This is a genomic window from Marinobacter sp. SS13-12 (assembly GCF_030227115.1).
Lineage (GTDB): Bacteria > Pseudomonadota > Gammaproteobacteria > Pseudomonadales > Oleiphilaceae > Marinobacter.
Genome location: NZ_JASSUA010000001.1, coordinates 2,050,351 through 2,065,138, shown reverse-complemented (window position 1 = coordinate 2,065,138; position 14,788 = coordinate 2,050,351). Strand labels below are relative to the sequence as shown.

Annotated in this window: 10 protein-coding genes; 4 read left to right on the top strand and 6 right to left on the bottom strand. The window is 57.8% G+C overall.

Annotated elements, in window-relative coordinates; translation table 11 throughout:
* The first annotated feature begins 172 nt into the window (after nucleotides 1-172).
* The 3 genes from QPL94_RS09525 to yihG all read left to right on the top strand — a co-directional run bounded on the left by QPL94_RS09525 (nucleotide 173) and on the right by yihG (nucleotide 4,277).
* Complete coding sequence (locus QPL94_RS09525) at nucleotides 173-2,329, top strand: hypothetical protein (RefSeq protein WP_285357009.1); 2,157 nt, start codon at nucleotides 173-175, stop codon at nucleotides 2,327-2,329.
* A gap of 78 nt (nucleotides 2,330-2,407) precedes the next feature.
* A complete protein-coding gene (locus QPL94_RS09520) occupies nucleotides 2,408-3,331 on the top strand; it encodes a glucosaminidase domain-containing protein (RefSeq protein ID WP_285357008.1) in 924 nt (307 codons plus the stop codon).
* Between the two features lie 49 nt (nucleotides 3,332-3,380).
* Nucleotides 3,381-4,277, top strand: a complete 897-nt coding sequence (yihG, locus tag QPL94_RS09515) for a 1-acylglycerol-3-phosphate O-acyltransferase, YihG family (RefSeq protein ID WP_285357007.1) — start codon at nucleotides 3,381-3,383, stop codon at nucleotides 4,275-4,277.
* A gap of 3 nt (nucleotides 4,278-4,280) precedes the next feature.
* Here yihG and QPL94_RS09510 read toward each other — a convergent pair whose 3' ends face one another.
* From QPL94_RS09510 to zapE, 5 genes are all read right to left on the bottom strand, one after another.
* Nucleotides 4,281-7,007, bottom strand: coding sequence for a LuxR C-terminal-related transcriptional regulator (locus QPL94_RS09510; protein WP_285357006.1), 2,727 nt, complete (start codon nucleotides 7,005-7,007; stop codon nucleotides 4,281-4,283).
* A 238-nt stretch (nucleotides 7,008-7,245) separates the two neighbouring features.
* Complete coding sequence (locus QPL94_RS09505; RefSeq protein WP_285357005.1) at nucleotides 7,246-8,607, bottom strand: DUF1329 domain-containing protein; 1,362 nt, start codon at nucleotides 8,605-8,607, stop codon at nucleotides 7,246-7,248.
* 33 nt (nucleotides 8,608-8,640) lie between these two features.
* On the bottom strand, nucleotides 8,641-10,542 hold the full coding sequence (locus QPL94_RS09500) for a DUF1302 domain-containing protein (RefSeq protein WP_285357004.1): 1,902 nt from the start codon (nucleotides 10,540-10,542) through the stop codon (nucleotides 8,641-8,643).
* A 371-nt stretch (nucleotides 10,543-10,913) separates the two neighbouring features.
* Nucleotides 10,914-12,098, bottom strand: a complete 1,185-nt coding sequence (locus tag QPL94_RS09495; RefSeq protein WP_285357003.1) for a thiolase family protein — start codon at nucleotides 12,096-12,098, stop codon at nucleotides 10,914-10,916.
* 144 nt (nucleotides 12,099-12,242) lie between these two features.
* Complete coding sequence (gene zapE, locus QPL94_RS09490; RefSeq protein ID WP_285357889.1) at nucleotides 12,243-13,340, bottom strand: cell division protein ZapE; 1,098 nt, start codon at nucleotides 13,338-13,340, stop codon at nucleotides 12,243-12,245.
* 253 nt (nucleotides 13,341-13,593) lie between these two features.
* Between zapE and QPL94_RS09485 the strand changes: the two genes are divergently transcribed.
* Nucleotides 13,594-14,031 carry a Z-ring associated ZapG family protein gene (locus QPL94_RS09485; RefSeq protein WP_285357002.1) on the top strand — a complete coding sequence of 146 codons (438 nt, stop codon included), beginning with the start codon at nucleotides 13,594-13,596 and terminating at the stop codon, nucleotides 14,029-14,031.
* Between the two features lie 13 nt (nucleotides 14,032-14,044).
* Here QPL94_RS09485 and QPL94_RS09480 read toward each other — a convergent pair whose 3' ends face one another.
* A complete protein-coding gene (locus QPL94_RS09480; protein ID WP_285357001.1) occupies nucleotides 14,045-14,788 on the bottom strand; it encodes a Nif3-like dinuclear metal center hexameric protein in 744 nt (247 codons plus the stop codon).

Below are 14,788 nucleotides of genomic sequence, written 5' to 3'. Positions count from 1 at the left end.
GACAGCTCACCCCGCCGGTTACCCGACCGGCGGGGTTAACACCCCCGAAATCGTGCCCTGCCTCACTCTTTGCCCTTTGCCAACTTGGTAAACTTCCCGCTCACGCTTCGGGAATGGTTTATCTGGTATGGACAACCTCTTTTTACAGACAACCGGGCGGGCCCTTTTGGCCTTGTCAGCAGCTTCCGTACTGGTACTCAGCACCGGTTGCGGCGGCGGTGATGATGCCATCGATGATGCAAGAGACAGGGAAAACAGCTTCCCTCCGGCCAAGAATGCCAACGACGATTTCACCTCCGGCACCACGGGCGATTCCAGCAACACCTCTGGCCTGGAACGCAATGAGGTCAGGGTAACCATGGAGGTGCCGGAATCCGTGGCACCGGATGGAGAGCCCACCCGTCGTAACCTCAGGATCGTCGAGCCGGACACCGTCAACGTTTACCGGACTGACCAGTCGCTCCGCAACCTCGCTTCTGTCGACACCCGCTCCCGCACGGAAGACACCGGGCGCACTGTGATTGCCTTTGAAGATGGCCTGCCCCTGGGCCCCGACGTGATCATCGAGGCCACCTACGGCAACACCCGCTTGCGGGCCCTGGCTGCCGATGCGGACCGGGATGTCAAGGTCAATCCGTTCTCGGAATACCTGGTGGCCAATGCGCTGGGCGCGTATACCCCGGGTGAATTTTCCCGAATAATGGACTGTGTGAATGACACCAACAGCACCCTGTGTCTGAACAAGTATGTGTGGTCCACCCTCGCCGATCAGGTACACGATTTCGAGATTGATATTCCCGGCAACCTGGGAGCTCAGGGAGCATTAACGTTACTGGAAGAACGGGGAGACTTTGCCGGCTATGTGTCTTCCATGGCGGACCTGGCGCTGCTGGGGGAGGATTCGTCGGGCAAGATCGAAGCCAGCTCCGCGGATTACCACTCGGTGTTCTGGGGCGTGGAACTGGGCCAGACCTTCCGGGAATCAACCCTTTCCGGCTCCGGCCAATGGGGCGTGCGTCTCGCGCGTGAGGAGACGGTCACGGACCAGAATGGCACCGGCTATGTCTATCCCGGCGTGACCCTGACATCCTTCGATGCCTTCAATATCAAGGTTACCTCCCTGGCCAGCGATATCCCTTATGACCGAAAAACACTGGTCCACCGGAACGACAATGCATTTTTCGACCGCACCGACTGGGAACTGAATACCCACTCCTCGTCCCCCGGCGCTGCAACCCTCAAGGATGATATTCGCCTGCTGGCCGGCCGCGCCCTGTTCCAGAGCATCACCGGCCGCGGCAGCTCGGAAATCATCGGCTGGACCCGCAACCCCTATCATCTGGACGCCTATGCAGGCGGCGGCACTGACCAGCCTGACCGGGTGCTCAGCGGTTATTTCACAGCGGGGAAGGCCATTGAATTGCGCTCCGAAGGCGGTGAGCTGAAACGGGAACGCACCCTGGAGGACCACTACCTGTCGGTGTTTGAACTGAATCTGCTGCGGGCAGAAGGGTTTGACCGGCAGGCGGTTCTGGACGGCAAGAATTATAACGTGGTTTATCTGACCACCCGCATGGGCGACGAGAACCAGCCCATGGTAGTGGAGAGCGGAGTCGGAAACTGGCAAATCAATGGCCAGAACGTTACCCAGACCGCAACCACCACCACGCTTAATCGGGACAATACCGGAACCGTCACCGTAGTCCCCGGAACCCGCGATGCCAGCTGGGTGATCAGTGAGCGCCCGTCACGGGTTTACGACCCCAACGAAGGCAACGTGATCGTCAGCAATGGTCGGCTGAATCTGGACAGGAACACCGCCTCGGGTCTGGATGAAGTGCCCGACATCGCCATCGGTGCTTCCACGCCGGATGGCACACTCCTGGGCTTCAACCTGGACACCAATGCCATCGGCGATGGCCTCCTGGTGGCTGCCGAGCAGGCTAACGTTTCGCCACCCACAAGCGGTAGCTACCGGGTGCAAGGTGCAAGCCTGGGCATGTCCCAGTCCAGCAACCGGCTGGCCCATTTCGATAACGCCTTGCTGGTCATCGAATCTGCAGGCATCGCCCGCCTTGAGGGCCGGAGACTGGATGTTACCCACGAAGTAGATGCGGAAACCGTATCCGTTCCACAGGCCCGGGTACCGGAAGACATATCTCTCACCTGGAGTGCGAACAATGATGGGACAGCAACCTTCACCGGTGGCACCCTGACAATGGGCGGGTTCTTTACCGGCGACCGGGATCAGTTCTTCCTGCAACTGAGCGACACGGACGGGGATGAGGAAGTCGTAGGCCTGGTGATGGCGACACGCCTGCCGGACTGACCGACACCAAACCACACGGGCGACGTGGCCGTATAACCTGTTATAATTGCTGCCATATCGACTGTAACGTGAGGTTTTATGTCTTCTGGTATCCGGGCGTTGTTGCTGGTTTTTCCGATGGTGATTTTTGGCTTGTGGGGAGCGTTGCACACACCAGACCCCGATCTTGACCGGGACAGGGATGAAACCGATGACGTTGCGCTGGCCCAGCTGCCATCCCTGCCCCGCTGGTCCAGGGCTGACCTGCCGGACTTTTCCAGCTATAGCGATACCACTGAAAAGAAAGCGGCATTCTTCTCGTTTCTCTACCCACGTATCGTGCTGGCAAACTCCCGCATTCTGATCGAACGGGGCTATTTGCAGAGTCTTTCCGGCAAGGACGAGCTCTGCAAGTCCGAGCTCACCTGGCTGAAAAACCAGGCCGAGCGTTTGAGGGTGGACGAAGAACCCGGCAGTGCGGACATGTTCCGGCGCCTGGAGAACCGCCTGGATGTGATTCCACCTTCACTGATCATGGCTCAGGCCGCGAATGAATCCGCCTGGGGCACTTCCCGCTTTGCCCGCCGGGGTAATAACCTGTTCGGCCAGTGGTGCTTCTCGAAAGGCTGCGGCATCGTGCCTCAAAGCCGGGTTGAGGGTGCCAGCCACGAGGTGGCCGATTTCGAATCGCCGTATCTCTCGGTGCGCTCCTACATCCAGAACCTGAATCGTCACCCCGCCTACCAGATGCTTCGGGACGTTCGCCTCAAGGCTCGCAGCTCCGGGGATGACGCCAGCGGCTCAAGCCTTGCCGCCGGCCTGCTGGACTATTCCGAGCGCGGCGAGGAATACGTGAAAGAAATCAGAAGCATGATCCGCTACAACAACCTGACCTACTACGACGAAAAGTTTCGCAGCGTCCGGGACAGTAGCCAGCAACAGTTGCTGAAGCTTGCTTCAGCCAGCAAGGAAGAAGCCCTGCTGACTGACAGTCAGGATGATGCAACCGGCGGCGAAGGATAAAACTGCCGCCCGATAATGGCCCATACCTGTATTCCGGAGACGTCTGACAATGCTCAGTTTTTTGCCTGCACCGGTCAAAGGTGTGCTTGCAATTGTGCTTGTGCTGCTGAACACCCTGTGGCTTTTTCCGATCCTGATGATCTTTGCGATTATCAAACTGGTGATTCCGGCTCCCCCCATCCGCAAGGGGTGCACCATCGTTCTCAATCGCATTGCCTGGCTATGGATCGGCTTCAACAACGTGCTGGCCGATGTGCTTCATGATATCGAATGGGACGTGCGCGGGGTCGGGGACCTGAGCCGGGAGCACTGGTATTTTGTGACCTGTAACCACCAGAGCTGGGCCGACATTCCGGCTATCCAGCATGTGCTGAACAACCGCATTCCGCTGCTCAAGTTTTTCCTGAAACAGCAGCTGATCTGGGTGCCGTTTCTGGGTATCGCCTGGTGGGCGCTGGACTTCCCGTTCATGCAGCGGCACACCAAGGAACAGATCGCCCGCCGCCCGGAACTGAAAGGCAGGGATGTGGAAACCACTCGGGCAGCCTGTGAAAAATTCCGTTATACCCCGGTAACCATCTTCAATTTCATGGAAGGAACCCGGCTGACACCCGCGAAACACAAGAGCCAGAACTCACCCTACAGAAACCTGCTCAAACCCCGAGCTGGTGGCACCGCTTTTGTGCTGGAGGCGATGGGTGAGTCCCTGCATACCATGCTGGACGTAACCATCGTCTACCCGGAGGGCAAATGCGGTATCTGGGACTACCTGTGTGGGCGAGTGCGGAAGATTGTCATTGATGTACGAACCAGGGAAATTCCACAGCGGTTCCTGGGCATGGATTACCAGAATGATCGCGAAATCCGCGTTGATTTCCAGCGCTGGGTTGGTGACCTGTGGGCCGAGAAGGACGCGCGGATCGACGAACTGAAACAACCCGCCTGACCGTTACAGCAGCCCAAGCTCCCGGGCGCGGACGATCGCCTGGGTACGCGACTTCACTTCAAGCTTGGCATTGATACGGCGGGCATGGGTTTTGACCGTATGCAGCGAGATGTGCAGGCAGTCGGCAATATCCTGGTTCGACAAACCCTGGGCGATGAGCTCCAGCACGCCCTGCTCCCGGTCGCTGATGGGCTCAGCCAGGGGCACCTGCTCTTTCATATCCGATAACCCGTAAAGCCTTCCCACCGACTCGGTGAAGGGGGTGTCCGGCAACTGCTGCCAGGTTTTTTCCAACAACTCCTGGAGCTCGCCCCTGAGCTCGGCAAACGGGCTGATGTAGTGCTCATCCCCGGCCATACTGATCGCAGTGGCGAGAATCTTCTGCGCCGCTGCAGGGCCTTTCTGGCGCCAGCTGACAACACTCTCGAGCAATCGCGAATGGATATCCAGCCCGAACGGCAGTGTTTCGCCACTGTTGTTGCGGATGCCCTTGACCGTTTCTGCAGCCTTTACGTCGTCGCCCCTTGCCAGTTCAATCCTGGCCTGCAGGCAGTTCAGCATACCCGGCATCATCGGGAACATTTCCGGCACACAGTTCACTTCCCGCCAGGGGGTCAGCCGTTCCATCGCCTGGGCTGCCGTGTCCGCCTGCCCCAGTGACAGCCAGCCACTAATTTTCAGGGCTTCCAGCACCGGAACATACACCGACTGGTCAACCTGCCAGGATTGCATGATGCGCTCTGCACGACCGATCCAGGAAAACGCATCATCCAGCCGGTTCTGTGTGCGACAGATAAGCACTCGCAGCGCCATGGCCAGCAACAGGCCCAGGTCACGGGTCTGTTCCGCATGGCGTATGCAGGTCACCAGCAGGCGATCCGCCTCGGCTTCCCTGCCCTGGTGCCACAATACCATCACCAGATTAAGCTGGAGCCGGGTTTCACCAACCCGCGCCGGGCGGGAGGATTCGTTCATGGCGGTATCCAGGCCGGTTCTCAGCAATTGCTCGGCGTGTTTCAGCGAGCCCTTACCCAGTTCAATCCGCGCGTGGGCATACACCGCCAGGATTTCCGAACCGCCATCGCCAGCCTCCCTGGCCAGCCTCGCTGCAATACGATTGGCTTCCCGGGCCTCGCCGAAGTTACCGGCCGCGCACAGGGCGCTGGAGCGAACCAGTTGGGTGACCAACTGGCCCTGGGTGGACAGTTCTTCTGCCTGCAGCGCACGGTCCGCCACTGCCAGAGCTTCATCAACGCTACCCTCGCCACGGAGGATAAACGCCCTCAGGGCGTCGATACGCCCCACCAGTTCGGGATGATTCCCGTCATCCAGATCTCTGATCAACAGCCGCGCCTGGCCGAACTGCCCACCGATGGCATGAACCCAACCGTATACGATCTTTAGCCGCGCACTTTTTTCCAGCAAACCCGGTGGCAAGGACCGGCGCAGCCGCAGCAGCGATGCGGTATCCTGACCGATCAGCAGCGCCTCTGAACCTTCCGAGGCAATGCGGACGGACTCGTCCATATCCCCGCTTAACAGTGCATATCGCAATGCCTCCGGGAACTGATTCCGCTCACTGAACCAGCGACTGGCTCTGAGTGCCCGTTCCCGGGAACCGTCCAGCGCAGGCGTCTGCAGCCAGTCATGCAGCAATGGGTTGAGGCGGAACCAGCGCCCCCTGCCGGGAAGCGGACGGAGCGGGATACCGGTTTCCGCAGCCGCCGAAGGCCGAAACGCATGATCACAACCGGCGTCTGCCAGGGCCAGGAAGAGCTCATCCGAGACAATTTCCATTTCAGCCATAATCCGCAGGGAACGCTGCTGCCCCGGCGTAAGATGAACCAGCACCGCATCCCTGAGAAAACGTTCAACGCTGAAGGTTTCCTGGATCGGTAGCCGGGCCTCGGAAGAGGACTCCAGCTCTCTCTGATAGAGTCCCAGCGGCGTAAGCCAACCTTCAGTCAGTGAATACAGGTGCTCGACGGCAATGGTAGTAAGCTGATTACGGCTTACGGCAGTCTGAAAGAACTCGAAGGTTTCGGAACGGGTCAGCTCCAGAGATTCTGTGCCGATCCGGTTGAAACGGCCTTCAAGCTCATAGGTATGGGTTTCAAACGGCAGCGGCTTTCTCGACACCAGTACCAGTGCCAGACCGTCGGGTGTGTTGGCGGCAAGTTGTTGCAACAGGGCAATGGCCGCGGGATTGGCGACAGTTCCGATATTGTCGATCACCAGCACACTGCCGGCTTCCGGGTCGTTGCCTTCTCGATTATTGCTTTCTGGCGTATTCCAGTGAGGGTGAGACAACAACATCGCCAGAGCATCGCTGTAGCTGGCGGCTTTTTGCTGACCGGACGGTCGCGGCGTAACGCGAGGGGGTGTCAAGGCGATATCAAGCAGTGCCATCAGCCGGCCGGGGTCGTTTTCCTGGCCCGTCAACCCCAGCCATCTCAGGGTTTCCGGGTTGCGACCGGTTTCACGGAAGGCCGCGCTCAGGGCATGGGATTTGCCAAAACCTGACGGTGCCTCAACAAACAGAACCCGCCCTGGTCTGATAGCCGACGTGAGTTTATCCGTAAGTGCCGCTCTTTTCAGATAGTTAGGCACGGGTTCTGGCATCCGCACCCGCTGACGCAGTAAATCCCTTATCAACTCGCCACGATGAGCCCCGCCCACTGCCGACTGGAACTCATCGTTGGCCGCACAGCCATCATCAAATGGTTTCACTCTCTGCCCCGTTGAAGATCCGGAATCCGCAGGCCCTGCGGCCCATCGTCCGGCAAATGTGATCTCTGCCTTGTCGTTATTACGGCGACCTGCATCGGGTACGCCTTTAGTATTAGTACGGAGAGGTTAAACCAAATCAGGGGTGGGCTGCAAAAGTTTGAAGGGGCAGAACAAAAACGGCGGGCCCATGGGCCCGCCGTTTTTATGGCCCGGGATTCACTCCCGGGCAGATAAGGACTTATCGGGTGCCCGCACGACGCAGGGCAGCAGGTGTGTAATCACGTGACCGACGCTCGACGCCAAACTCATACGGATTGGTTTCCTCGTTGGTCAGACCAAGCACCAGGTAACGGCCGGAAAGCAAGTCATACAGCGTTTCGATGGCGTACCAGGGGACAACCTGATCGTAGAACTGCATGCTGTGCGCTTCTGCAACACGCCAGAGCTCACCACGACCGTCATAGTGGTCAATCACTGTCGCCTGCCAGGAATCCTCATCGATGTAGAAGTCCCGTTGTGCGTAGATGTGGCGCTCGCCATCTTTCAGGGTAGCGCGTACATGCCATACACGGTGCAACTCGTAACGGGTCAGATCCTGGTTGATGTGGCCGGCCTTGATGATCTCATCGTAGGTCAGGTCACGATCCACCAGCTTGTAGGAATTGTACGGAATGTACATTTCCTTTTTGCCGATCAACTCCCAGTTGTAACGGTCAGGTGCGCCGTTGAACATGTCGAAGTTGTCGGAGGTACGCATACCATCCGCAGCGGTACCCGGACCATCATAGGCTACCTGAGGCGCACGGCGAACACGGCGTTGACCGGCGTTATAGACCCACGCGCGACGCGGCTCTTCAACCTGGTCAATGGTCTCGTGGACCAGCAGAACGTTACCGGCCAGACGCGCCGGCGCAGTGATCGCCTGCTTGAAATAGAACAGAACGTTAGGATCCTGCCCTGGCTCGTAATCTTCCAGGTAGGTCTTCCAGGTCAGTTCGTCCTGGAATTTTACAACACTGAAGGCACCATCTTCTGTGGGCGTAACCTGCCCGACATTACGCTGAACGGAACCACCCCGATAGCGGGTGATGTGGTTCCAGATGGCTTCAAGGCCGTTCTGGGGAATCGGGAATGGCGTTGCCGTCTGGTAATTACCCAGGCCGTTACCGTCCTTGATCAGCTCAACCGTGGTTGCGTTCTCGACGGTCTCTTCCATCACGTGATCCGGATAGGCAGCCGTACGGTGCGTAGGATACACCGGCATTTTGTAATCGTCGTAGCGTTCAATCATGGCAACCTGACCCGGAGACAGATTGTCCGCATACTGATCAACGTTGCTTTGATCGATGGTGAACAGCGGCTTCTCGTCCGGGAACGGATTCACGTAGATGCCATCATCGTTGTAGCCCGCCGGTGATGTAGTCAGGCCACCATCCCACGCCGGGATTTCATCGCCATTGCCAGCTTTCTCTGCGCCCATCGGCGTCAGAGAGTCACCCAGCTTGGCCGCTTCCTCTGCGGAAACTGCGCCGAAGGCATTGCCCGCAAACAGGGACGCGGACAGTATGCCAGTGGCCAGTAGCTTCTTGTTCAGTTTCATTTATATTACCTCGTTAAACGAATTCAGGCCGATTCAGAATGAGTAGGACACGCTCGCACTCACAAAATCACGGTCGGTTAACTCGTTATACGGTTTGCCACCGAAAAAGTTTGTATAACCGATATTGCCGGTTATGCGGTTCTGGTACTCAGCCTCCAGTGAGAGACCAATGGCCTTGTTACCCTCATTGAAGTTACCACCCGGCTGCGGTGCGTAACCCTGGACGTCATGGCTCCAGGCCAGCTGCGGTGACAGGTTGATACCGGAAAACGCGTTCAGATAGCTCCATACCAAGCGGGTACGGTAGCCCCAGGAGAAGGACGTGGTAAAGCCTTCGTTGTTGCAGTAGTTGGTGTTGATGTTTGCACCAGCCGCACAGAAATCTCCTGTGAAGTTCGCACCATCGAGCGGGAGCTCACCAATACCGAAGGTGCCAGAACGGCCATAACGGGCTTCGTCAGTGTCTGGCAAATCATGCACATAAGTGGCACCAAATTCCGTAATCAGGGACATGCGGCTTGCGCCCATGACCTGGTCGAAGAACTTGATCAGCGTGAACTGGGCCTGGGATACATTGAACCGATCATAGCCATCAGTGGGCTTGCCGGCCAGGTTAGCGCCAGGGTTTTCTTCACGACGTTGCGCTTCCAGCTTGCTCAGTATCTGGCCGTCCGGGCCGCGCTGCTGCAGGCCACCGAAAATCAGCTCAAACGCATTCCACTGCAGTGGTACGTTATCCCGGAAGCTGTATTCAGCACCCAGAGACCAGCCGCCCGGGGTGGTAGTGTTGATACTGATGCCGTAAAGGTTGATGTTCTCCGGGTACTCAATGAAATAACTGGGGAACTGGGAGAACGGCTCATTCGGATCGTTCTGCTGACTGCCACTGGGTGAAGACGGATTGTTCACCAGACCACTGACATAAGGCAGGCGGCTGTTGTACTTGATGTAGTAGAAACCGAGTTCTGAATCATTCAGCGCAGGCACATACCAGCGCACAGCCACACCGAACTGGTCCTTGGAATCGGCTTCCTTGTCGGCCAGGCGTGGTGCTACAAAACCCTGTGCCAGTGCCTGTGAATCCGGCAGCGTGCCGGCCAGCAGTACCGGGCCACAGCCATCTGCCGCGAAGTCGTTGGTGGAGAAGAAAGTGCCACAGTCGTCTGGACGCACTGGCTCCCAGTCTGCCTGTACAAAGGTTTCCACAGTGACGTTTTCAGTGATACCGGCGGACATGTAGAACATTTCAACGGGCAGGAGCGCGTCTTTCAACTCTGAGCCCGGCGCACGGAAAGCCTGCACGTCTACCGGGTTGATGACGTTGATACCACCCTGAATAAAGGTGCTCTCACCCCAGCTCAGCACCTGCTTGCCGTAACGCAGGCTGACGGGCGTGTTGCCGAAATACCAGTCCGAGAATACGTAGGCATCAAGTAACTCGCCGCCGGAGGCATTGTCTTTTGCCTGCTCGTTCAGTTCGCGGCGCTGGCCAACGGGATCTACGGCCCTGTTCTCGTCTTTCAATTCGAAGTCGTACCAATAGCGGCCACGAATAAAGCCGCCGACACGGGTCAGCACATCGCTGTCTACGTTGTAGTTAAGGAATAGCTCAGTGTTACCCTTTACGATCTTGGAAACCGTATCCCCTTTCTCGAAATTGAGGTTACCGTCGTCGTAGTTGTTGGTGGACGCACCGATATTTGCCAGCGGCTGACCGGGCGCGTACTCCGGGCCGAGGTTACCCTGGGCAATCAATCTTCTGTCGCTATCCTGGGTACGCCAGGTTGCACCGGCTGACAGCGTGGTGTTCAAAGAGGCTTCCACATCCCCCACATAAAACGAATAGGCAGCCGCCTGACCGGACATTCCGGCGGCAACTGCTACGGCCAGCGGCAATTTGGTCCACTGCTGCCATTGCTGTGTTTTTCTTGTCATTGGAAGGCTACTCCATTGTTGTTCTGAGTCGCTGCTCTGATTATTGGTGTTCACGATGTTAGGAGGCTTCATGCACAGTGCTCGTGATGTTGGCACTATAGCTAACGCCATCGGACGCTTTGATCAGTCAAAAGTATGATTTTACGATTACACCCCTCTCCACGGCAGGCTTCCCTCGCACAGAATCACTATAGTCAACATTTCTGGATGCAACCAGTTGGGTGAGTACAGGATTTTGACGCTGTGTAGGTAGGTCGGATAAGAACGTAGGTCGGATTAGCGAAGCGTAATCCGACAATGGGAGCATTACGCCACCTGTTCTGTCGGATTACGCTTCGCTAATCCGACCTACGATTACAGCAGGGCGGGGATCAAAGCATTTCGATGGCCATCGCCGTAGCCTCACCACCACCAATACAAAGCGCTGCCACACCCTTCTTCTTGCCGTAGTGCTTCAGAGAATGCATCAGCGTTACCAGCAGGCGGGAGCCGGTGGAGCCCACAGGGTGACCCTGGGCACAGGCGCCGCCGTGGATGTTGACCTTTTCCGGGTCCAGGCCGAGCTCGCGGATCGGCATCATGGCGACCATGGCGAAGGCTTCGTTGATCTCGAACAGGTCCACATCGTCTTTCGTCCAGCCGGTTTTACCGAACAGGGTCTCGATGGCACCCACCGGTGCGCAGGTGAACTCGGACGGATGCTGGGACTGGGTGCTGTGGGCAACGATACGCGCCAGCGGCTTGAGACCGCGCTTTTCAGCTTCGGATTCACGCATCAGCACCAGGGCTGAAGCGCCGTCGGAGATGGAAGAGGCGTTGGCGGCCGTCACTGTACCGTCTTTGCTGAAGGCCGGGCGCAACGTCGGGATTTTGTCGATGTTGGCATTGAACGGCTGTTCGTCGTCTTCCACAACCGTCTCACCCTTGCGGGTCTTTACAGTCACGGGAATGATTTCCTCTTTCAGCAAACCTTCCGTGATGGCTTTCTGGGCTCGCTTGAGGGAATTGATGGCATAGGTGTCCATCTCCTCGCGGGTGTAGCCTTTTTTGTCCGCCATGTCCTGGGCGAAGGCACCCATGAGGCGTCCGGTTTCCGCGTCTTCCAGGCCGTCCAGGAACATGTGGTCCTGGGCCGCGTCGCCGGGGCCCATGCGATAACCCTTGCGAGCGTTCAACAACAGGTAAGGTGCGTTGGACATGCTCTCCATTCCACCGGCAACCATAATGTCGTTGCTGCCGGCCTTGATCACATCGTGGGCAAACATCGCGGCTTTCATACCGGAGCCACAAAGCTTGTTGATGGTGGTAGCGCCAGTGCTGTCAGGCAGGCCCGCCTGACGCATTGCCTGCCGCGCCGGGCCCTGCTTGAGGCCTGCTGGCAGTACGTTGCCCATGATGACTTCCTGCACGTCAGCGGGCTGCAGCCCTGCACGGCGAATGGCTTCAGCAATGCTGATGGCGCCCAGCTCTGGCGCGGAAACCGCGGCCAGGCTGCCCTGGAAGCCGCCCATGGGGGTGCGTACACCGCTTACGATTACGACGTTGTCTGTGGTCATTTTGAGTCTCTCGTATATATGTTGCTTGGGTGTCGGATTACGCTTCGCTCATTGTGCCCTTCACGGGTAAATCCGACCTACGGGTTCGGCGCTCGTTTCGATTTTGCGTAGTTCGGATCAGGCGAAGCCGTAATCCGACATCCATCAGGCTTTATGAGGCGCCTCAAGGTATTCCCTCGACTGCATCTCCAATAACCGCGATTCGGTACGCTCAAACTCGAATTCGAGCCGCCCGCCGGCGTACAGGTCGGTGATGGCGACTTGGGCGGAAATGATGACCTTTACGTTGCGGTCGTAAAACTCATCGATCATGTTGATAAACCGCCGGGCCTGGTCTTCCTTGTCCTTTCCCAGAACCGGCACGTTGCTGATGATCACGGCATGGAATTCCCGGGCCAGTTCGATGTAATCGTTCTGGCTTCTGGGGCCATCACACAGGGTTCTGAAGTCAAACCAGACCACGTCGTCTGCGTGGTTAATCGCCTTGAGCTTGCGGCCATTGATATCAAGTTCCAGGCTGTGGCTGCCGGCTTCCACTGCAAGGCTGTCGTAGCTTTTCTGCAGGCTCTTGTCGGCATCGTCGTCCAGGGGATAATGGTAAAGTTCTGCCTGTTCGAGACTTCTCAGGCGATAGTCCACGCCACCATCCACGTTCACCACATCGGTGTGTTTCTTGACCAGTTCAATGGCTGGCAGGAACCGGGCGCGCTGCAGGCCGTCCTTATAGAGACCGTCCGGCACAATATTGGAGGTGCAGACCAGGGTGACACCACGGCTGAACAGGCCATCCATCAGGGTGGCCAGTATCATGGCATCGCCGATATCCGAGACAAAAAACTCATCAAAGCAGATAACCCGGGCTTCGTCGGCAAACTGTTTTGCCACAAGCTCAAGCGGATTCTTCTTGCCCTTCAGGCTTCTAAGTTCCTTGTGCACGCGCTGCATGAAGCGGTGAAAGTGCACCCGCATCTTGCGGTCAAACGGTAGCGACTCGTAGAAAGTATCCATGAGGTAGGTCTTGCCGCGACCCACACCGCCCCAGAAGTAGAGCCCCTTAACCGGGTCTTCCTTGCCCTTTTTCAGTTTCAGGCGGAGTTTGACCATGGGTTTTTCCCGCTCCCTTTCCGCCGTCACCAGTTTGTCGTACAGTGACTGCAAACGGCGCACTGCGTCTTCCTGGGCCGGGTCTTTATGGAATTCCGGCCGCTCGAGGTCCTGCTGGTATCGTTCCCATGGGGTCATATGGATGCACTTTTGGGGTGTCATTAAGGCGTTTCCCGAAGTATGGTCATTCATAACGGCGGCGTATTGTGGCCGATTTTGGCTTTTTTCGCCATGTTCCGGAACTGTCCGGAGCCCCTGAACCTGAGCTGCAGGCGAGAGATACGATGCAATACGACGATTGGCGCACGCGTCATTCGTGTGCGCGGAGGCGTTCGGGCGTTATACTCTTTATCAACGGCATGGCCGATTCATCAAAAGGACGACACAGCTTATGACAAACCTGATTCTGGCAGCTATCGCCGCATTGATTGTTGGCATTGTCATCGGGGTACTGGTTGGCCGCTCCGGTCAGGGCTCCACCTTGCGTCAGCGCCGGGCTGAGCAGCAGATTGAAGAATTGAGAAATGAGTACACCCGCTACCAGGCGCAGGTCAATGAGCACTTCATGGAGTCTGCTCACCTGCTGCGCCGCTTCAACGACACCTACCGCGACGTGAACCAGCATATGGCCCGCGGCGCCAACCGGCTGTGCAACGATGAAGACTGGCTGCTTGAACTGGAAAAAGAAAACGCCCGGGCGCGACTTGAAGGCTCCGGTGAGAATGAGGGCACAGAGCCACCCCGGGACTATGCGCCCAAAAGCGACCCGAAGGAGAAAGGCACGCTGGCCGAAGATTTCGGGCTCACTGAAAAAGAGCAGAAAGCCTGAGGATCGCAGGACATTAAACGGGGTTGTCGCAGTCAATAAACCTGTGGCTGACCCCGAACGTTGTCTCCAGCGCCCGCCCCAGGGCCTGGACACCATAACGCTCAGTGGCGTGATGCCCGGCAGCGTAATAGTGAATGCCGCATTCCCGGGCCGTATGGGTGGTGGGCTCTGAAATCTCACCGCTGATATAAGCGTCCAGCCGCGCGTCCAGCGCCTTGCCGATAAATCCTTGGGCCGCGCCAGTGCACCAGCCAACCCGTGAAACCTCCGCAGGCCCGTCCCCCACCCAGAGGGGAATACGGCCCAGCTGCTCGCCAATCAGGTCCGCAAACGCCCCAGGCGACATTGGACTGCCCAGCTCGCCCTGCCATACCAGGCCACCCAGCGGGCGGGGATTACGAATACCCAGCACATCCGCCAGCTGGCGATTATTGCCATAGTCCGGATGGTCATCCAGCGGCAGGTGGTAAGCCACCAGGTTGATGTCGTTGTCCAGCAGGCGCCTGATCCGCTCGCGCTTCATGCCACGAATGGCCTGATCTTCGCCCTTCCAGAAGTAACCGTGGTGCACCAGGATCATGTCGGCACCGGCGTCCACAGCAGCATCAATCAATGCCTGTGAGGCGGTTACGCCACTGACAATGGTATTCACCGCTTCCCTGCCCTCAACCTGCAGACCGTTGGGGCAGTAGTCCTGAAAGTTCTCAGGGGTGAGCCATTCGTTCAGAGTGCGGAGGATCTCGTTGCGTGATGCCAT

What these genes read in the sequence shown, in the direction of transcription:
- QPL94_RS09520 (WP_285357008.1), top strand. Translation starts at nt 2,408, where the DNA reads ATGTCTTCTGGTATCCGGGCGTTGTTGCTGGTTTTTCCGATGGTGATT.
- yihG (WP_285357007.1), top strand. Translation starts at nt 3,381, where the DNA reads ATGCTCAGTTTTTTGCCTGCACCGGTCAAAGGTGTGCTTGCAATTGTG.
- QPL94_RS09505 (WP_285357005.1), bottom strand. Translation starts at nt 8,607, where the DNA reads ATGAAACTGAACAAGAAGCTACTGGCCACTGGCATACTGTCCGCGTCC.
- QPL94_RS09500 (WP_285357004.1), bottom strand. Translation starts at nt 10,542, where the DNA reads ATGACAAGAAAAACACAGCAATGGCAGCAGTGGACCAAATTGCCGCTG.
- QPL94_RS09495 (WP_285357003.1), bottom strand. Translation starts at nt 12,098, where the DNA reads ATGACCACAGACAACGTCGTAATCGTAAGCGGTGTACGCACCCCCATG.
- zapE (WP_285357889.1), bottom strand. Translation starts at nt 13,340, where the DNA reads ATGACCCCATGGGAACGATACCAGCAGGACCTCGAGCGGCCGGAATTC.
- QPL94_RS09485 (WP_285357002.1), top strand. Translation starts at nt 13,594, where the DNA reads ATGACAAACCTGATTCTGGCAGCTATCGCCGCATTGATTGTTGGCATT.
- QPL94_RS09480 (WP_285357001.1), bottom strand. Translation starts at nt 14,788, where the DNA reads ATGGCATCACGCAACGAGATCCTCCGCACTCTGAACGAATGGCTCACC.